Here is an 18809-nt window from a genome sequence, read left to right on the forward strand (position 1 = left end):
CCCATGAGGTGAGCCACGGCTTTACCGAGCAGAACGCGGGGCTGGTCTATGCCAATCAATCCGGCGGCATCAACGAGGCCTTCTCCGACATGGCGGGGGAAGCTGCCGAGAACTTCATGAAAGGCAGCAACGACTGGCTGGTGGGCGCCCAGATCTTCAAGGGCAACGGTTCACTGCGCTACTTCGAGGATCCGACCCGGGATGGCCGCTCCATCGGTCATGCCAGCGATTATCGCAGCGGCATGGACGTGCACCACAGCTCGGGGGTCTATAACCGCGCGTTCTACCTGCTGGCCAACAGCAGCGGCTGGAACACCCGCAAGGCGTTCGAGGTGTTCGTGCTGGCAAACAGACTCTATTGGGGTCCTAACGCCAGCTTCGATCAGGGGGCCTGTGGCGTGACCCGGGCGGCCACGGATCTTGACTACAGTCTGAGCGATGTGGCGGCCGCCTTCAGCACGGTCGGCGTCAATGCCAGTTGTGGTAGCACGCCGCCCTCAGGGGGCAGTGTGTTGCAAAACGGCGTGGCCCAGACCGGACTGGCGGGAGCCCAGGGGGGCAAACTCAATTACACCATTGAGGTTCCGGCCGGCAAGAGCACGCTTGTGGTTGCCAGCAGTGGCGGCAGCGGTGATGCGGATCTCTATGTGAAATTTGGTGCTGTGCCAACCAGCACCAGCTACGATTGCCGCCCCTACAAGAGTGGCAACACCGAGACCTGCACCCTCAATGCGCCCAAGGCGGGCACCTGGCATGTGCAACTGAGTGGCTTTAGTGCCTTCTCTGGTGTGAGTCTTAAGGCAAGTTATTGATAGAATGAGGTTTTATTTATAACATTCAGCAAGACCACCTCTTCATGAGGTGGTTTTTTTATATCAGCTGTCGAGGCGGCAAGGATGAGCGGCCGATTGCTGGACTATTTGCCCGCCCAGTGGCTGGCCAGCATGCGGGCGGCCTCGATCACTCTCTCCTTTTCCCGATTAGGCCGCTTGCCGCTGCGCCAGGCCATCATGACATCCCAGTGATCCGGCGGCAGATCCGTCACATCGAGCTGTACCAGGCGGCCAAATTCTAGATCTCTTGCGATGGCCAGCGCTGGCATCAGGGTGATGAAGCCGTGCTCGAGGGCCAGCTCACGGGCTGCGCTGGCCGGTTGAATCGCGTGCAGTGGACGGGTTACCTGGCGCAGCAGCCGCAGCTGGATCAACAGCTCGTCGCACCCCGTGCCCCACTGTTGGGGGGCGAGGCGCTCGTTGGCAATGTCTTGCAGGGTCAGTCCCTGGCGCCCTGCCAGGGGATGGGTGGCACAGGCCACGGCGATGATGGGAGAGCGGTAGAGCAGCTCGAGCTGAATGCCGGCGATGGCGGGGCACTTGAGGATGAAGCCGACATCGGTCTCTCCGGTCAACAGCTCCTGCATGATGATGCCGGAGTGATCCGTGCTGCAACGGATCTCGAAGCTCTCATCCACCAACTCCAGCAGCAGGGGGCCGAACACCACTGTGGTGAGGGAGGGCAGGCAGGAGAGTCGAATGCGTGGCAGCAGCGGGGTGCCCTGCAAGGCGAGTTGGCCGGCCTCCAGTGCGGCGAGGGCGCTGCTGACCGCTGGCAGAAACTGCTCACAAGCCGCGGTGGGAGTGGCGCCGCGGCGGTGGCGGCGAAACAGCGGTTGGCCGAGGGCGTGTTCCAGTACGGCGATGCGCTGACTCACCATGGGTTGTGACCAGCCCCGTACTGCGGCCGCCTTGCTGAAGCTGCCCCGGTTGACCACATCGAGCAGCAGTTGCAGATCATCGAGCGTCATAGCCATAAAAAATCCCGATATGAAATATAGCCAGTTGTCGGCTACCACTATATCTGGAGCCCTCGCAGAATAGCAGCATCAATTGGGGTCTGAGGTGGTTATGGTAGAGCGGGCGCGGCGGCGGGGACGCTGGTTTTTGGCATTGGATTCCTTGCTGGTGATCCTGGGGTTCTTCGTGGTGATGCCCATGATAAGCCTGAGGTTCGTCGATCAACTTGGCTGGGCGGCGGGGGTGGTGGGTCTGGCGCTGGGCCTGCGTCAGCTGACTCAGCAGGGGCTGGGTATCTTTGGTGGCTCCCTGGCAGACAGATTCGGTGCCCGGCCACTGATCGTCGGCGGCATGCTGCTACGGGCGGTGGGGTTTGCCAGTCTGGCCTATGCCGAGAGCGGCCTGGCGCTTATCGTCTCCTGCATCATCTCCGGCTTGGGCGGGTGCCTGTTTGATCCCCCACGGGCGGCCCTGGTCATCAAGTTCACCCGGCCCCATCAACGTGGACGCTACATTTCGTTGCTGATGATGCTGGAGAGCGCCGGTGCCGTGCTGGGGGCGCTGCTCGGTAGCTGGTTGCTCAACTTCGATTTCGAATATGTCTGCCTGCTGGGCGCCTGCCTATTCGTCAGTGCGGCGCTGTGCAACTGGCTTATCTTGCCCGCCTACAAGATCTCCCTGCGCCCCGCGCCCATCAAGGCCGGGCTCAATCGCGTGCTGGCGGACAAGGCGTTTTGCCGGGTGGTGCTGATCCTGAGCGGATACTACGCGCTCTGGGTGCAGGTGATGCTGATCTTCCCCATTCTGGTCAAGCAGATGGCCGGCAGCAGTACGGCGGTGGGTTGGATGTATAGCCTGGAGGCGGCGCTGTCGCTCTCCCTGCTCTATCCGCTGGCGCGCTACGGCGAGCGTCACTTCCGGCTGGAAACCCGGCTGCTGGCGGGCATGCTGCTGATGACCGCCGGCATAGGGCTGGTTGCCTTCGCCACCACCCTCGAAGCCATTTTTGCGCTGCTGGCCTGCTTCTATCTCGGCATCATCATAGTGGAACCGGCCCGGGAGACCTTGATGACCCGGCTGGCCCACCCGAGTGCGCGAGGCAGTTACATGGGTTTCAGTCGGCTCGGTTTGGCACTGGGTGGCATGAGTGGTTATGTGGGGGGAGGCGCTCTGCATGACTATGCCAGTGTCCAGGGGCAGCCCTGGTTGCCCTGGCTGGTGCTTGGCACCGTCGGCGTGGTGACCCTGCTGTTGCTCAGTCACTGTTTTGCCCGTCGTCCCGAACTGGCGCAGCTGCGGGCCTGAATGCCAGATATGAAAAAACCGGCCGCATGAGCGGCCGGTTTTGTATCGGGAGGTGGCTTGGCGCCAAATCCGGACTTAGAAGTTGTACTGCAGTGCGACACCGACCACGTCGTCAGACACTTGGCCCAGGCTGCTGTAGCCATCGGAGCCATCTTCGTCGAGCAGGTTGATCTTGTAGTCAACATAGGCGTTGAAGTTGTCGGTGAAGTTGTACCAGGCACCCACACTGACGTACTCGGTCAGGGTATCGTCGATGTTGGCACCGCTGCGGTCATCCTTCACGTCGGTACGCAGGTAAGCGAGGGACGGCTTGAACTTGGGGGTGACGCTGTACTGGGCCACGGCTTCATAACCGTCACTCTTCTCGGCATAGCCGCTCTGGCCATTCTTGCTGACGAAGACGTGATCCTGGCCATGGGCATAGGTGGCAGCCAGGTAGAGGTTACCGGCCGTGTACTTGATACCGGCACCGTACAGCTGGGCATCGTCATCACCACCGAAGGAGGCCAGCTCTTTCTGGTCGCCAGTCTTGGTTGCCATGTTGTAGACGGCACCCAGGGAGATACCCATGTCGAAGTCATAGTTGGCGGACAGGGCATAGCCTTCGTCGGAGCCTTTCATCCACTTGCTGTCCTTGTCATTCCAAGGATCGTTCTTGCCAGTGAACTGGGCACCCAGGGTCATTCCCTGATAGGTATAGATGTACTGGGCCAGACCGTTGTTACGACCGGTACCGAACACGTCAGTGTCCTTGCCCAGGCCGTCACCACCCCATTCCGGCAGCACGTCGGTATAGTTGTTGACCGCTTTGGCGAACAGACCGTCCTGACGACCGTAGCTGAAGGCGCCGAAGCGATCGTTCTGGATGCCAACGTAGCCGTAACGCAGCTCGTCGTTGTCGGAACCGGAAGTCGGCAGGTTGTATTCGGCGAAGGCGAACGCTTTGGTTTCGTCATCGATGCGAGTCTCACCGGCGACGTGCAGACGCAGGTAGCTCTGATCGCCTTCCAGGGCGTCACTGCTGGTACCGTAGTACATGCCTTGAACGCGGCCACCGATCTCCAGTTTGGTGCCGTCTTGATCATACAGGGGGGCAGCCTGGGCGGTACCGGCCAGCATCAGGCTGGAAACAGCCATGGTCAATGCAGTCTTTTTCATTGTCAATTCCTCTGGGGTAAGTACTCTCCAGGCCCTCTAGGGTCCTGAATGATCGGTATTTTTCCGATGTAGCCATTTTAAGAGCGGTAAGCTTGACTGGAGCTGAAGCCGCAATGTCTTTGCGCACTAAATCAGCGTTTCTGTGACGCACAACGACAAAAAAGCGACCCGGAGGTCGCTTTTGATTAAAGAGAATGAGGCTATCAGAGCATCAGGCCACCGAAGAAGAAGCCCAGCGTGACGGCCATGGCGATAGTCGCCACACCCGGCACGAAGAAGGGGTGGTTGAACACCGCCTTGCCAATGCGAGTCGAGCCGGTATCGTCCATCTCCACCGCGGCGAGCAGGGTCGGGTAGGTGGGCAGCACGAACAGAGCGCTCACGGCCGCGAAGGAGGCGATGGCGGTCAGCGGGCTGACGCCCAGTGCCAGGGCTGCTGGCATCAGCGCCTTGGTGGTGGCGCCTTGGGAGTAGAGCAGCATGGAGGAGAAGAACAGCACCACGGCCAGCAGCCAGCTGTAGTTGTTGAGCAGATCGCCCGCGACAAGCTGGATAGTATCCATGTTGCCCTTCACGAAGACGTTACCCAACCAGGCGACACCCAGTACGCAGATACAGGCGGACATGCCGGACTTGAAGGTCGGCATATTGGTGACCTGAGTCGCATCCAGTTTGCACACCAGCGTCATGATGGTGGCGGCGGCGAGCATGATGCCCATGATGGCGCCATCACGGGGGATGGGCGGATGGGCAATCAATCCCACATTGCCGGAGATGGCGGTGGCATAGGCCATGACGGCGACGATGGCGGCGATGAAGATACCGACCGAGAGTTTGGCATAGGGTTTGAGCTCGACCTGGCTGGTGCCGCGCAGCTTGATCAGACCCTTGGCCTTGCGCTCCAGATAGACTTCATCTTCATCCAGCGGCTTGCCCATCATGTTGGCGACGAAGGCGCCGACCATGCAGGCGAGGAAGCTGGAGGGGATGCAGATGGCCAGCAAGGTCAAATAACCGATACCAAAGGGCTCCAGCATCCCGGAGAAGGCGACCACGGCGGCCGAAATGGGCGAGGCTGTGATAGCTATCTGGGAGGCAATGACGGCAATGGAGAGTGGGCGAGAGGGACGAATGCCTTGCTCCTTGGCCACTTCTGCGATTACCGGCAAGGTAGAGAAGGCGGTGTGACCTGTCCCGGCCAGCAGGGTCATCAAGTAGGTGACGACGGGGGCGGCGAAGGTGATGTACTTGGGATTCTTGCGCAGCGCCTTCTCGGCCAGGGAGACCAGATAATCCATGCCGCCGGCCAGTTGCATGCAGGCGATGGCGCAGATGACGGACGCGATGATCATGATCACGTCCCAGGGGATATAGCTGACCAGTTGATCGCTTGGGATCTCCATGCCCAGGCCCCAGGTCAATACCAGAACCCCCAAGCCACCGGCAAAGCCGATGCCTATGCTGCCTATCCGGGCTCCCAGATAGATAGCGCCGAGCACGACCGCTAACTCGATTCCAATCATAGTGAACACTCCATTTATTTTTAGTTTTTGAGAATCATTTGGCACAAAGCCATTTCCCGATGGGCTGGCGGGATGCAAGCAGGTCGGGAAATGGCTTTAAGGGCCGGGAGTGATCCCGGCCCTGATCCGCTTATACGACGGCGCTGCGCGCGAAGCGCTTGGCCTTGTACTGCGGGTTCATCAGGTTTTCGATGGAGAGGATCTCGTCGAGCTGCTCGGCGGTCAGCAGACCGCGCTCCAGTACGACTTCACGGACGTTCTTGCCGGTTTGGGCACAGATCTTGCCGACAATGTCGCCCTCGTGGTGACCGATGAAGGGGTTGAGGTAGGTCACGATGCCGATGGAGTTGAGCACATGGTTCATGCAGATCTCCGGGTTGGCGGTGATGCCTTCCACGCACTTCTCGCGCAGGGAGACGCAGGCATTTTTCATCAAGCTCAAGGATTCGAACATGGCCTGACCAATCACTGGCTCCATCACGTTCAGTTGCAACTGACCGGCTTCTGAGGCGAAGGTGATAGTGATGTCGTTGCCAAACACCTTGAAGCAGGCCTGGTTGACCACTTCCGGGATCACCGGGTTGACCTTGGCTGGCATGATGGAGGAACCGGCCTGCATCTCCGGCAGGTTGATCTCCTTGAGGGCGGTACGTGGACCGGAAGAGAGCAAACGCAGATCGTTACAGATCTTGGAGAGCTTCATGGCCAGGCGCTTGATGGCACTGTGCAGCATCACATAGGCGCCGCAATCCGAGGTGGCTTCGATAAGATCTTCTGCCGGCACATAGGCACGGCCAGTGATCTCGGCCAGACGCTGGATCGCCAGGGCAGAATACTCGGGCGGGGTGTTCAGGCCGGTACCGATGGCGGTAGCGCCAAGGTTCACTTCCAGCAGCAGCTCCTGGCAACGCTTGATGGATTTGATCTCTTCACGCAGGGTGACGGCGAAGGCGTGGAACTCCTGACCCAGGGTCATGGGTACCGCATCTTGCAGCTGGGTGCGGCCCATCTTGAGTACAGAGCTGAACTCCTTGGCCTTGGCGTCGAAGGCGGTGATCAGATCTTCCAGGGCATCCAGGGTGGTGTCGGTGCTGTTGACCACGGCGACGCGGAACCCGGTGGGGTAGGCATCGTTGGTGGATTGGCACTTGTTGACATGGTCGTTGGGGTTGATGACGTCGTAGCGGCCCTTCTCCAGACCCATGATCTCGAGGGCGATGTTGGCAAGTACTTCGTTGGTGTTCATGTTGACCGAGGTGCCGGCGCCGCCTTGATAGACATCGACCGGGAACTGGTCGAAGCATTTGCCGGTGTCGAGCATGAGATCGCAGGCTTCGACAATTTTGTCGGCAATTTCGGGGGGCATGGTGCCCAGTTCGCCGTTGGCCAGGGCCGCTGCCTTCTTGGTCAGCACCATGCCACGGACAAACTCGGGGACATCAGAAATTTTCTGAGTGCTCAGCTTGAAGTTTTCGACAGCCCGCAGGGTGTGGACGCCGTAGTAGAGATCGTTAGAAACTTCTTTGGTGCCCAGCAGGTCTTCTTCAATGCGGACGTTTATGATGTCGCTCATTGTAATGCCTCAGAAATCAAATAAATGGAAATGATCCTCACCGAGTGGTCGCGAGTTCCTTGCGCACAGCTCATCCTGAAGCACCACACATCGAGTGGGGCGGTAGGGGAATAACTCCCCGATAACTGTCAGTGATCTTACCTCAATGGGGGTATCCCATGTTAGAGCTAGATCACTAAATTTGAGGGATTCCCAAATTTTTTGCGACGATTAAACATATGTTGCAAATGACCCAATTACTGTGACAGAACAAGGGACTCACGCCCAGTCATCTCAGGGGAATATTCCTTAAAATGACGGCTGGATCGCGCTTTACCTTGAAAAAGTCGATAGTTCCCCCATCTATTAGGGAAGAACGCCGTCTTCCGCTCTGATCGCAGGGAGAGGCGAGCGCCAGCCAGACTGGCCACCACATCAAGCCGTACTGAGGTCAATATGGGTAAGTTGTTTTTGTTATTTGTCGGCCTGTCTCTGCTCGAGCTGACCGTCATGATCCAGGTGGGGACCGTGATCGGTGCCTTGCCGACTGTGATACTCATAGTGCTGACCGCCATGATAGGCAGTTCGCTGGTGCGCAGTCAGGGACTCAAGACCCTGATGGAAGCCCAGCAGCGGATGCAGGTCGGCGAGATGCCAGCCCGCGAGCTGATGGGCGGCATGATGCTGGCCCTGGCTGGCTTGCTGTTGATTGTTCCGGGTTTTGTCACGGATCTGCTGGGTCTATTGCTGCTGTTGCCGCCGCTGCGTAGCCGTCTGGCCGACAAGCTGGTCAAGGGCGTCAGGGTACAAGGGGCCATGGGGAGCTTCCAGTCTCAGGGGCCTTACTCCCCATCGTCACAGTTGCGCGAAGAGTCCAGCACCATCATAGAGGGTGAATTCGAGCGCAAGGACAAGGAGTAGTCTCCTGCGGCCAAGGGGCTTGCTTACCGCACAAGAAACCTGAAGGGGGCCGCATCAAGCGGCCTCCTTGTTATCTGCGTGCGGGCATCGACATGTCTTGCGGGTGGAGAGAGCGAGAACATGGCGCAGCGGTTCAGGGGCGACCCTGATGGCAAAGCTGCTCGAAACGATGGCGGGCATAGAGCCAGGCCAGACAACCCGCCGCCAGGTTGGCGATGAGTATTCCCAGATAGATACCCTCTTCCCCGCCCAGCCTGGCGCCAATCCAGGCCCCGGGCAGCAAGAAACCAAACAGTCGCAAGCCATTGAACAGAAATGAGATGCTGGAGGCGCGCACCCCGTTCAAGGCGGAGGCCAGCAGCATCACCATGCCCTGAAAACCATAACCAATCGGTACCAGATGCAGATAGAGCACTATCAGGCGTATCACCTGCGGATGGTCACTGAACAGATTGGCTATCAGGGGAGCCAGTAACCAGGTCAGCCCATAGATGGCGAGTTGCAGCAGCAAGGCAAAACGCATGCAGATCAGCAGGGCCGCCTTGGCTCTGGCCGGGTTGCCTGCTCCGCAGTTTTGGGAGACAAAGGGGGCCAGCACCGAGGAGAGGGCCATCATGACGATGAGCAGCAGAGCTTCGACCCGGGAGGCCGCCCCGTAGGCTGCGACCACTTCGGTGCCAAGGCCGGCGAAGATGACCATCAGCACGGCATTGGCCAGGGGGTTGAGCATATTGGTGAAGGAGGCGGGCACGGCCACATGTAGCAGGGCCCGCCAGTGGGCCAGCAGACGCTGGCGTGGCGAGAGTCGCCAGCGCAGCAGACCCTCTCTGTGCCGCAATATATAGAGGCTGACCAGCATGGCCATCAGCCAGGAGAGAGAGGTCGCGATGGCTGCGCCACTGATACCCCACTCAGGGAAGGGACCTATGCCAAAGATGAGCAGAGGGTCCAGCACGCCATTGACCAGGCCCGCTACCGCCATCACCAGGCTCGGTGTCTTGGTGTCTCCAGTGGCGCGGATGGCGGCATTGCCGACCATGGGCAGTACCAGCATGGGTACCGTCAGGTACCAGATCAGCATGTAGTCATGAATGAGGGCGATCAGTGCCTCGCTCGCCCCTAGCAGGCGAAACAGGGGATTTATGGTGAGGGCGCCCAGCAGGGAGAGGGCAAGCACCAGCAGCACGGCGAGAAACAGACTGTCGGTGACCAGATGGGCGGCCTCTTCATGTCTGCCCTGACCCAGGGTGTGGCCAATCAGGGCCGAGAGCCCGGCCCCGAGCCCCATGGCCAGAGACGTGACCACGAAGGTCACCGGAAAGGTAAAACTGATGGCGGCCAGCGCCTGGGTGCCCAGCATGCCGATGAAGAAGGTATCGACCAGGTTGAAAGCCAGTATGGCGATGATGCCGAGGATCATGGGCCCCGTCATGCGCAGCAATACGGCAGGCATGGGGGCAGTCAGCATGGGATTGGGTCGGGTCAAAGGCTCGTCTCTTCACGGCTGGAAACTGAGGTCTGGTTTGCCGAAAGACAAACTCGGGTCCATGGCAGGGCACGGCGATCCATCGAAGATATTCATGGTACGTGAAAAACTTTTTTTGTATCCGCCCTTGAAGGGGAGGCATAAGTGCCCCACATCTGGGTCATATGCAATTTGGCCAGGAATGGCCATTCCTCAAGTAACAAAGTGACTCATTTTGGGAGAGTTATCGATGAAAATTCGTCCACTGCACGACCGCGTCATCATTAAGCGCATCGAAGCTGAAGCTAAATCCGCTGGCGGTATCGTCCTGACTGGTACTGCGGCTCAGAAGTCCACCCGTGGTGAGGTTCTGGCCGTGGGGACTGGTCGAATTCTGGATAATGGCGAAGTGAAAGCCCTCGCTGTCAAAGTCGGCGATAAGGTGATCTTCAACGAAGGTTACGGCGTCAAGAGCGAGAAGCTGGACGGTCAGGAAGTGTTGATCCTGTCCGAAACCGACATCCTGGCGATCGTCGAAGCGTAATTTTCCCTTCCCCCGAATTGACTAAAGGATTCAAGAATCATGGCAGCAAAAGAAGTTAAATTTGGCAACGAAGCTCGCATCAAAATGCTGGAAGGCGTCAACATCCTGGCCGATGCCGTTAAAGTGACCCTGGGCCCGAAAGGCCGCAACGTCGTGCTGGACAAGTCCTTCGGCGCCCCGACCATCACTAAAGATGGCGTCTCTGTTGCCCGCGAAATTGAGCTGGAAGACAAATTCCAGAATATGGGCGCCCAGATGGTCAAGGAAGTTGCTTCCAAGGCCAACGACGCCGCCGGTGACGGTACTACCACTGCTACCGTACTGGCTCAAGCCATCGTCAACGAAGGCCTGAAGGCCGTCGCTGCCGGCATGAACCCGATGGACCTGAAGCGTGGTATCGACAAAGCCGTCGTGGCTGCCGTTGCCGAGCTGCAGTCCCTTTCCCAACCTTGCGCCGACAGCAATGCCATCGCTCAGGTGGGCACCATCTCCGCCAACTCCGACGAGAAAGTGGGTGCACTGATTGCCGAAGCCATGGACAAAGTAGGCCGTGATGGCGTCATCACCGTTGAAGATGGTCAGGGCTTGGACGATGAACTGGCCGTAGTGGAAGGGATGCAGTTCGATCGCGGCTACCTCTCCCCTTACTTCGTCAACAAACCGGAAACCGGTGCCGTCGAGCTGGATGATCCTTTCATCCTGCTGGTCGACAAGAAAATTTCCAATATTCGTGAAATGCTGCCGGTACTGGAAGGCGTTGCCAAAGCAGGCAAACCGCTGCTGATCGTTGCCGAAGACGTAGAGGGCGAAGCCCTGGCGACCCTGGTGGTCAACACCATGCGCGGTATCGTGAAAGTGGCTGCCGTCAAGGCACCTGGTTTCGGTGACCGTCGCAAGGCCATGCTGCAAGATATCGCCATCCTGACCGGCGGTACTGTCATCTCCGAAGAGGTGGGCATGGAGCTGGAAAAAGCGACCCTGGAAGATCTTGGCCGTGCCAAGCGCATCGTCATCACCAAAGAGAACACTACCATCATCGATGGTGTGGGTGATGCGACCCTGATCGAGAGCCGTGTTGCCCAGATCCGTCAGCAGATCGAAGAGACCTCTTCCGATTATGACCGCGAGAAGCTGCAAGAGCGCGTAGCCAAACTGGCTGGTGGCGTTGCCGTGATCAAGGTCGGTGCTGCCACCGAAGTTGAAATGAAAGAGAAGAAAGCTCGCGTTGACGATGCCCTGCACGCCACCCGAGCTGCCGTAGAAGAAGGCGTGGTTGCCGGTGGTGGTGTTGCGCTGGTACGCGTAGCCGCCAAACTGGCTGGCCTGCGTGGCGACAACGAAGACCAGAACGTCGGTATCAAGGTTGCCCTGCGCGCCATGGAAGCCCCGCTGCGTCAGATCGTCATCAACGCCGGTGAAGAAGCCTCCGTCATTGCCAACGCCGTGAAGAACGGTGAAGGTAACTTCGGCTACAACGCTTACACCGAGCAGTACGGTGACATGCTGGCCATGGGTATCCTGGATCCGACCAAGGTGACTCGTTCTGCCCTGCAGTTTGCCTCTTCCATCGCCGGCCTGATGATCACCACTGAGTGCATGATCACCGACCTGCCGAAGAAAGATGGCCCTGCGATGCCTGATATGGGCGGTATGGGTGGCATGGGCGGCATGATGTAATCTCGCTCTCGTCATTAAACGGCTCGCATTGGCGGGCCGTTTTTTTTAGGGCGGCTAGACTGAAAGTATTGATAATAAAATCATTGGTGTATTTATGATAAAGATTGGGCTCATCCCTCTGCTATTTTGCCTTGCTGGCCCGGCCATGGCCCTGGAGGCGCCGCAAGGCCCCGTGATATTGACCGTTTCCGGCAATGTGAATACCGAAGGGACACCCGCTGGCAAGGTCGAGCTGGACCTCTCGCTCATTCAGTCCCTGCCACAGCACGAAATAGTCACCAGCAATCCCTGGGTGGACAAACCTCATCACTACAAAGGCCCCAAGGTGGCAGATCTGCTTGCTGCCCTTGATGCCAAGGGCAAGAGCATCACCCTTACAGCTCTCAACAGTTTCCAGATCAAGGTGGATTGGGAGACCGTAAAGCGATATGACCCCATTTTGGCGTGGCAGGACGATGGCATCACCATGCGGGTACGTGACAAGGGGCCTCTTTGGTTTATCCTACCCTTGGATCAATATCCGGAACTCAAGCAGTCTGCCTTTACCGATATGATGATCTGGCAGTTGAGTGCTCTCGATATTCAGAACTGACAAGGTGGGTGTGCGGGTGAAAAGAAAGAGTTGGCCACTGTTGCTCATTCTCTATATTTCCATCCTCTCATTCACGGGGAGCACCCTCTATTGCCTGGTGCAGATCCAGAATGCGACTCGGGTCATGGAGAAGTACACCTACGACGTCTCCTGGGCCTTGATGCAGTTACAGCTGGAGCTGGGGCGTTTCCTCAACTCGGTCGAGCTCTATCACTATGGCGGCATAGACCACGACACCCTGATGCTGCGCTATGACATTTTGTGGAGCCGCACCCCGGTATTGCTGAGTGGGCAACTGCGCGAGAGTCTGCACGACAAGCAGAAAGCCTTGCGTCTGGTACAACTCATCGAGAGCACTATTCGCGAGCTGGAACCTCGCATCCTGGCCCTCAAGAGTGGCAGTGGCGACTATCAGCAAATCATGATGCGGCTCTCGCCTCTGCAAGAACCGCTCTCCTACTCCCTCGCCTCCGTGATGCAACAAAACATCAAGGTATACACCAGTAACGACCAGCGTTTCGGTACTTTGCGTAACTCTTTGCTGCTCATGGTCAGTGGCTTGCTGGTATCGGTGATCATGCTCAGTGTGTTGCTGATCCGCGAGGGGAGGCGGCACTATCGGGAGGCTCGCCTCGACCCACTCACCGCACTCTCCAATCGCCTCGCGCTACTGGAACAGATGGAGGAGTGCGTCACCCGGGAGCAGCCCTTTGGCCTGGTGCTGATCGATATCAACGAGTTTCGCGATATCAACAGCAAGTTTGGCTACAACATCGGCGATCTGCTGTTGCAAGAGCTGGCTCGACGGCTCGATACGCTTTGTAATGACAGTGAATGGGTTGCACGACTGGTGGGGGATCAATTTGCCATCATCCAGAAGGACAGCAGCGATCTCAAACAGGTACGTGAGCTGGTCGCTCGCGTCTTGCACGCAGTGAAACAGGATATCCCCCTGGATCACTATCCGTTTCTGCTGGAAGTGGGGATTGGCATCGCCTTCTACCCCATGGACAGCGAGGAGACTCAGGACCTGCTTAGCCGAGCCGAGCAGGCGCTGTTCCACAGCCGCAAAACCCATGTGCCTTATGTCATCTATGACAAGTCACTGCAAAACGAGACGGCGCGGCGCAAACACCTTGCCTCCGACATGGTGGTGGCGCTCGAACGCAATGCCCTCGAGCTTTACTATCAGCCCATCATCAATTTGGAAACCGGACGCTGTGAGGCCGTCGAGGCTCTGCTGCGCTGGCGTCATCCTGAACTGGGCTTCATTCCGCCCAACGAGTTGATCCAGGTGGCCGAGGAGTTCCAGTTGTCTGAGAAACTGGGGGGGTGGGTACTCAACACCGCTTGTGCTCAGCTTTACCAGTGGCAGCAACTGGGTCTTCTTGACCTGCAGATGTGTGTCAATATCTCCCCCGGTATGTATCAGCGCAGCCTGCTCAAGCTGGTCGCCAAGGCGCTGATGGAACATCACATTTCTGCCCCTCATCTGGTGCTGGAAGTGACGGAGGACACCACAATGCGCGAGGTGAAAAATTCACTGCAATTGATGCAGGATCTCAGTCAGCAAGGGGTACAGCTGGCGCTGGATGATTTTGGGACAGGTTACTCCTCTCTCAGTTATCTGCAGAAGCTGCCAGTGAACAAGGTGAAGATCGACAGATCCTTTATCCAGGGGATCGACACCTCCACCGAGGCCTCGGAGCTGGTTGCCAACATTTGCCGACTGGGGTCCATGCTTGGCAAGACACTCGTATGTGAGGGAATTGAAACTCAGGCTCAGCTCGATGTGTTGCGCGGACTGACCGACATCCATCTTTATGGTCAGGGTTATCTGTTCAGCCGTCCGGCGCAGGCGGAGGCGGTGTACCAGACACTGCTTGAGATGGAGGAACGCTGGTTGGATGGCAAGGTGCCAAGCAGAGCCTGTAACAGCTAAACCATTAAGACTCATGGTTCTGCCAGCATGGCCGATAGCCAAAGGGCAGGAGGAATGCAAATGGAAATATCTGGTTCAACATCTTATGGCAGTGCCCTCATGGTCGCCAGCCTCGCGAAGAAGCAACAAACCCAAGAGGGGCAAACCGCCCTGGCCTTGTTGCAGGGAGCCGCCGAATCGGCACAGGCGCCCAAGAGCACAGCTGGCAGTACCCTGGGTAGCAACATCAATATTCACGTATGATGCCAAGCAATAAAAAAAGCCTCGGTCTGTGGACCGAGGCTTTTTTCGTTCTGGCGCTTGCCTGATGCAGATTAACCGGCGAATGGCGCTGGTGCTTCAAACGTCATCCGCTCCCCGCTGCGCGGATGGCTGATGGTCAGCATGGCCGCATGCAGGTAAAGGTGGGGCGCCGCAGTGAGAGCCTCGGGGTGGGCATAGAGGTTGTCTCCCAATATGGGGTGTCCCAGCTCCAACATGTGTACTCGCAATTGATGGGATCGGCCAGTGATGGGCATCAGCTTGATCAAGCTGTTGCCGTTTTCCACTTTCAGCTTCTCCCACAGGGTCAACGCATGGCGTCCCTCCTCAAAATCTACCTTTTGCTTGGGACGGTTGGGCCAGTCCACGCACAGCGGCAGATCTACCTGACCCGAGCTGGCCAAGGGTTCACCCCATACCCAGGCAAGATAGTGCTTCTCGGTCTCCCGCTCGCGAAACTGCCTGCTTAACTCGCGATGGGCATTGGGATTGAGAGGGATCACCAATACACCCGTGGTAGACATGTCGAGGCGATGAGCCGCGGCTGCCTTGGGGTGTTGCTGCTTCACCCGGTGCAAGACACTGTCTTCGTTTTCTGGGCCACGCCCTGGCACGCTGAGCAGGCCGGTCGGCTTGTTGACCACCATGATGTCTTTATCCTTGAACAGGATATCGAGCCAGGGCTCCAGGGGAGGGCAATATTCGAACATAGCGTCTCGCATCAAAGGTTAAGGTGGGGACTCGTCCCCAACAGTTATGGGTCACCACGATACTAAAGTGCATGGCATCCAGCTTGAGCTGGGGCTGGCCGCGTCGACTTCAGTATCTTGTTAGTTATGGGTCACCACGATAAAGCGGATGGCATCCAGTTTGAGCTGGGTTTGGTCTATCAAGTGATGCAGCTCGGCTTGCAGGTCACGCAGATAGTCGAGCTCACTGTCGCGCACGTTCGGGTTGATGGCCTTGAGTGCTTCGAGCCTGTCCAGATCCTGTTGCAGCGTCTGCGCCATTTGGCTACGAGCCTCGTCGACGATACTCATTTTCAGTTGTTCGGCAATGGCTTGCCCCTTGCCGATCAGACCGTGGATCACCGGCTGGGAAGCGGTCACCAGCTTACTCCCCAGGTGGCGGTTGACTGGGGTCAGTTGGCGATTGAAGGCATCAAACGCCACTTTTTCTCCTAGATTCTGTCCGTTCTTGTCCATCAATAGCCGGATCGGCGTCGGTGGCATGAAGCGGTAGAGCTGGGAATGTGCGGCAGATTCGGCCACAAAGATGAGCTCCAGCAAGATGGAGCCTACGGGGAGTGCCTTGTTCTTGAGCAGCGCGACCGAGGTTGCACCTATCTCCGACCCCAGAATCAGATCGATACCGCCCCGCATGATGGGGTGATCCCAGGAGAGGAAGAACATATCGTCTCTAGACAGGGCTGTATCCCTGTCAAAGGTGACTGTCATACCGTCATTGGGCAGGCCAGGGAAGCTGGAGACCAGCATATGATCACCCGGCGTCAGCACCAGGGCGTTCTCACCTCGATCGTCCTGATTGACGCCTATCTCATCGAACATCTTGAGGGCAAAGGAGATCATGGCGGTGTCGCCATCCTCTGCGGCCAGCTTGTCGGCCAGTTGCCGGGCTGCGTCACCCCCGCAGGAGTGGATCTCCAGCAGACGATCGCGTCCTTGTTCCAGACGTGCCTTGAGTGGCTCGTGGAGTGCCCGGGTCCGGGTCAGCAGCTCGTCGAGCTCGGCTTGTTCACCGCTGTTGGCGGCCAATAGCTCGAACAACTGATCGCGGACCTCCTCGAACACGGGGCGTGCGGTGGGGCAGGTCTGCTCGAACGCATCCATGCCATCGTGATACCAGCGCAACAGGGCTAGCTGGGCGCTGCCTTCCAGATAGGGAACATGGATTTCGACCGTGTTTTGCTGACCGATACGGTCGAGGCGACCAATACGTTGCTCCAGCAAGTCCGGGTTCAGCGGCAGATCAAATAGTACCAAGTGACCTGCAAACTGGAAGTTGCGCCCCTCCGAGCCTATCTCGGAGCAGATCAGCACTTGGGCGCCGCCATCTTGTTGGGCGAAATAAGCTGATGCCTGATCGCGCTCCAGAATGGACATGCCCTCGTGGAACACAGTGGCACGTATCCCTTCGCGGGTGCGCAGCGCCTCTTCCAGAGCGAGGGCTGTGGAAGCTTCGGAGCAGATCACCAAGACTTTCTGTTGGCGGGCACCGAGCAGCAGCTCCAGTAACCAGGTGATGCGGGGGTCAAACTGGGTCCAGCTGGCGCTATCGCCCTCGAACTGCTGGTAGATTTTCTCGGGGTAAAGATAACGCAAGGCGCGAGCCTGCAGATCTCCGCCGTTACCACCCATCATGCTCATTACCTTGATGGCCGTCTTGTACTGATCCGGCAGCGGCATGGGGTAGACGTTGAGATGGCGCTCGGGGAAGCCCTGGATATTGGCTCGGCTGTTGCGAAACAGCACCCGGCCAGTGCCATGCTGGTCGAGCAGCGTGCTGACCGCCTGCTGACGCGCTTTGCTGTCGCTCAAATCCAGCCCTTCGAGCTGGTTGGCAAGGAGCTGTTGTGCGTCATCGCTCAAGGGCTCGCCAGTGAGCAGCGCTTGGGCGGCGGCTGCGACCTGGCCATAAGCCTGCTCCTCTGCCAAGAAAGCCTCGTAGTCGTAGAAGCGCTCAGGATCGAGCAAGCGTAGCCGGGCGAAGTGGCTCTGATGGCCTAGCTGATCCGGGGTGGCGGTCAGCAGCAGCACGCCCGGTACCTGTTCGGCCAGGGCTTCAACCATTTCATAGGCTCGGCTCGGGGTATCGTTGCTCCACTCCAGATGGTGCGCCTCATCGACGACCAGCAGATCCCACTCAGCCTCCAGCACCTGTTCAAAGCGGCGGCGCTTCTTGCGCAGGAAGTCCAGGCTGCAGATCACCAGCTGTTCAGTCTCGAATGGGTTTTCCGCATCGGCGAAGGCCTCAATACAGCGTTCCTCGTCAAACAGAGAGAAGTGCAAATTGAAGCGGCGCAGCATCTCGACCAGCCACTGATGCTGCAGTGTTTCAGGCAACAAGATGAGCACCCGTTGGGCACGGCCGGAGAGCAGCTGCTGATGGATGATCATCCCGGCTTCTATGGTCTTGCCCAGGCCGACTTCATCGGCGAGCAGGACGCGCGGGGCATAGCGGTGGCCCACTTCATGAGCAATATAAAGCTGGTGCGGGATCAGGCTGACTCGCCCCCCGGCCAGGCCACGGGTCGGATTGCGACGGCGCTTGTGCTGATTGTTGAGCGCTTCATAGCGCAGGGTAAAGCGGGACATGCGGTCTATCTGACCGGCGAACAGCCGCTCCTGCGGCTTGTTGAACTTGATAAAGTTACTGAGAAACACTTCCTTGAGTGCCACAGGCTCACCGGTATCGGTGCGTGTGCCTACATATATAAGGAGGCCATCCTTTTCCTGCACTTCGTCGACGGTCAGGGTCCAGTCCTCGTGGCTGGCAATCTGATCACCTACATTGAAGCTGACCCGGGTCACGGGGGCCTCTTCTTTGGCATACATGCGGTTTTCACCGGTAGCCGGGAACAACATGGTCACCATACGGCCTTCGACAGCCACTACAGTACCCAATCCCAGATCCGTCTCGGTATCACTAATCCAACGCTGGCCAAGTGCAAAAGGCATTAAACTCTCCAAAGCCCAAGAGTGTGTCACAACAAAGGGGCGCTATATTACCCGAAGGCGTAAGCACTATCACCATGGTTATAGCAGCTGGCCTTGCCGGGGGGCCGATGGATAGCAACAGAGTCCATTTAACCTGGGCAAGAGGCTGTTTGCCGCGGTCATGCTTAATAATTGAGGGTTTTGCTGCTTTTAACAGCGAACGAACTCGACCTGTCATATTTATGTCATTTAGCCCTTGCCAGCGCGGCTGCCATCTCTATAATGCGCCCCTACCAGCACGGCGGAACACGCCGGACTGATAAGCCAGCTTCCTTGCGAAGCAGGCGCCGAAAGAAAAGCGAAAACAACCGCTTGACTTTCGAAGTGAGGAGCGTAAGG

The 18809-nt window shown here is 58.1% G+C and carries 15 protein-coding genes; 8 read left to right on the forward strand and 7 right to left on the reverse strand.

Features of this window, described 5'->3' with window-relative positions; genetic code table 11:
* Positions 1-812: M4 family metallopeptidase (locus G113_RS11180; protein WP_005901650.1), on the forward strand; the 812-nt coding region annotated here is incomplete at its 5' end.
* 104 nt (positions 813-916) lie between these two features.
* Here the strand turns inward: G113_RS11180 and G113_RS11185 are convergent.
* Positions 917-1810 carry a LysR family transcriptional regulator gene (locus G113_RS11185; protein WP_040319149.1) on the reverse strand — a complete coding sequence of 298 codons (894 nt, stop codon included), beginning with the start codon at positions 1808-1810 and terminating at the stop codon, positions 917-919.
* A gap of 94 nt (positions 1811-1904) precedes the next feature.
* On the opposite strand from G113_RS11185, the gene mdtH reads away from it, so the two are divergent.
* A complete protein-coding gene (gene mdtH, locus G113_RS11190; RefSeq protein ID WP_040319150.1) occupies positions 1905-3098 on the forward strand; it encodes a multidrug efflux MFS transporter MdtH in 1194 nt (397 codons plus the stop codon).
* 75 nt (positions 3099-3173) lie between these two features.
* Here mdtH and G113_RS11195 read toward each other — a convergent pair whose 3' ends face one another.
* The 3 genes from G113_RS11195 to aspA all read right to left on the reverse strand — a co-directional run bounded on the left by G113_RS11195 (position 3174) and on the right by aspA (position 7352).
* Positions 3174-4256, reverse strand: coding sequence for a porin (locus G113_RS11195; RefSeq protein WP_005901655.1), 1083 nt, complete (start codon positions 4254-4256; stop codon positions 3174-3176).
* Positions 4257-4459: 203 nt separating this feature from the next.
* Positions 4460-5779 carry an anaerobic C4-dicarboxylate transporter gene (locus G113_RS11200; RefSeq protein WP_005901657.1) on the reverse strand — a complete coding sequence of 440 codons (1320 nt, stop codon included), beginning with the start codon at positions 5777-5779 and terminating at the stop codon, positions 4460-4462.
* Between the two features lie 130 nt (positions 5780-5909).
* A complete protein-coding gene (aspA, locus tag G113_RS11205; RefSeq protein WP_005901659.1) occupies positions 5910-7352 on the reverse strand; it encodes an aspartate ammonia-lyase in 1443 nt (480 codons plus the stop codon).
* A gap of 435 nt (positions 7353-7787) precedes the next feature.
* On the opposite strand from aspA, the gene G113_RS11210 reads away from it, so the two are divergent.
* Positions 7788-8252 (forward strand): FxsA family protein, encoded by a 465-nt coding sequence (locus tag G113_RS11210; RefSeq protein ID WP_005901661.1) that lies wholly within the window; start codon positions 7788-7790, stop codon positions 8250-8252.
* 133 nt (positions 8253-8385) lie between these two features.
* On the opposite strand, the gene G113_RS11215 is transcribed toward G113_RS11210, so the two are convergent.
* The gene (locus tag G113_RS11215) at positions 8386-9720 is read right to left on the reverse strand and encodes an MATE family efflux transporter (RefSeq protein WP_236611756.1); all 1335 of its coding nucleotides are present in this window, start codon (positions 9718-9720) and stop codon (positions 8386-8388) included.
* Positions 9721-9967: 247 nt separating this feature from the next.
* Between G113_RS11215 and G113_RS11220 the strand changes: the two genes are divergently transcribed.
* The 5 genes from G113_RS11220 (at position 9968) to G113_RS11240 (ending at position 14715) form a co-directional block, all read left to right on the forward strand.
* A complete protein-coding gene (locus G113_RS11220; RefSeq protein ID WP_005901665.1) occupies positions 9968-10261 on the forward strand; it encodes a co-chaperone GroES in 294 nt (97 codons plus the stop codon).
* Positions 10262-10300: 39 nt separating this feature from the next.
* Positions 10301-11938, forward strand: a complete 1638-nt coding sequence (gene groL / locus G113_RS11225) for a chaperonin GroEL (protein ID WP_005901668.1) — start codon at positions 10301-10303, stop codon at positions 11936-11938.
* A gap of 94 nt (positions 11939-12032) precedes the next feature.
* Positions 12033-12530 carry a hypothetical protein gene (locus tag G113_RS11230; RefSeq protein WP_005901669.1) on the forward strand — a complete coding sequence of 166 codons (498 nt, stop codon included), beginning with the start codon at positions 12033-12035 and terminating at the stop codon, positions 12528-12530.
* A 124-nt stretch (positions 12531-12654) separates the two neighbouring features.
* Entirely contained in the window at positions 12655-14472 is a 1818-nt protein-coding gene (locus G113_RS11235; protein WP_407919104.1) for a putative bifunctional diguanylate cyclase/phosphodiesterase, read from the forward strand.
* A gap of 60 nt (positions 14473-14532) precedes the next feature.
* Positions 14533-14715 (forward strand): hypothetical protein, encoded by a 183-nt coding sequence (locus G113_RS11240; RefSeq protein ID WP_005901673.1) that lies wholly within the window; start codon positions 14533-14535, stop codon positions 14713-14715.
* Between the two features lie 71 nt (positions 14716-14786).
* Here G113_RS11240 and rluA read toward each other — a convergent pair whose 3' ends face one another.
* Together rluA and rapA are read right to left on the reverse strand one after the other, a co-directional pair.
* Positions 14787-15443 (reverse strand): bifunctional tRNA pseudouridine(32) synthase/23S rRNA pseudouridine(746) synthase RluA, encoded by a 657-nt coding sequence (rluA, locus tag G113_RS11245; RefSeq protein ID WP_005901675.1) that lies wholly within the window; start codon positions 15441-15443, stop codon positions 14787-14789.
* Between the two features lie 120 nt (positions 15444-15563).
* Complete coding sequence (gene rapA / locus G113_RS11250; protein ID WP_005901677.1) at positions 15564-18431, reverse strand: RNA polymerase-associated protein RapA; 2868 nt, start codon at positions 18429-18431, stop codon at positions 15564-15566.
* Positions 18432-18809 lie beyond the last annotated feature (378 nt).

It is taken from the genome of Aeromonas molluscorum 848 (genome assembly GCF_000388115.1).
Taxonomy (GTDB): Bacteria; Pseudomonadota; Gammaproteobacteria; order Enterobacterales; family Aeromonadaceae; genus Aeromonas; species Aeromonas molluscorum.

Bases quoted from the DNA above. Each gene is read 5' to 3' on its own strand.
- G113_RS11185 (WP_040319149.1), bottom strand. From the start codon at position 1,810: ATGGCTATGACGCTCGATGATCTGCAACTGCTGCTCGATGTGGTCAAC.
- mdtH (WP_040319150.1), top strand. From the start codon at position 1,905: ATGGTAGAGCGGGCGCGGCGGCGGGGACGCTGGTTTTTGGCATTGGAT.
- G113_RS11195 (WP_005901655.1), bottom strand. From the start codon at position 4,256: ATGAAAAAGACTGCATTGACCATGGCTGTTTCCAGCCTGATGCTGGCC.
- G113_RS11200 (WP_005901657.1), bottom strand. From the start codon at position 5,779: ATGATTGGAATCGAGTTAGCGGTCGTGCTCGGCGCTATCTATCTGGGA.
- aspA (WP_005901659.1), bottom strand. From the start codon at position 7,352: ATGAGCGACATCATAAACGTCCGCATTGAAGAAGACCTGCTGGGCACC.
- G113_RS11210 (WP_005901661.1), top strand. From the start codon at position 7,788: ATGGGTAAGTTGTTTTTGTTATTTGTCGGCCTGTCTCTGCTCGAGCTG.
- G113_RS11215 (WP_236611756.1), bottom strand. From the start codon at position 9,720: ATGCTGACTGCCCCCATGCCTGCCGTATTGCTGCGCATGACGGGGCCC.
- G113_RS11220 (WP_005901665.1), top strand. From the start codon at position 9,968: ATGAAAATTCGTCCACTGCACGACCGCGTCATCATTAAGCGCATCGAA.
- groL (WP_005901668.1), top strand. From the start codon at position 10,301: ATGGCAGCAAAAGAAGTTAAATTTGGCAACGAAGCTCGCATCAAAATG.
- G113_RS11230 (WP_005901669.1), top strand. From the start codon at position 12,033: ATGATAAAGATTGGGCTCATCCCTCTGCTATTTTGCCTTGCTGGCCCG.
- G113_RS11235 (WP_407919104.1), top strand. From the start codon at position 12,655: ATGGAGAAGTACACCTACGACGTCTCCTGGGCCTTGATGCAGTTACAG.
- G113_RS11240 (WP_005901673.1), top strand. From the start codon at position 14,533: ATGGAAATATCTGGTTCAACATCTTATGGCAGTGCCCTCATGGTCGCC.
- rluA (WP_005901675.1), bottom strand. From the start codon at position 15,443: ATGTTCGAATATTGCCCTCCCCTGGAGCCCTGGCTCGATATCCTGTTC.
- rapA (WP_005901677.1), bottom strand. From the start codon at position 18,431: ATGCCTTTTGCACTTGGCCAGCGTTGGATTAGTGATACCGAGACGGAT.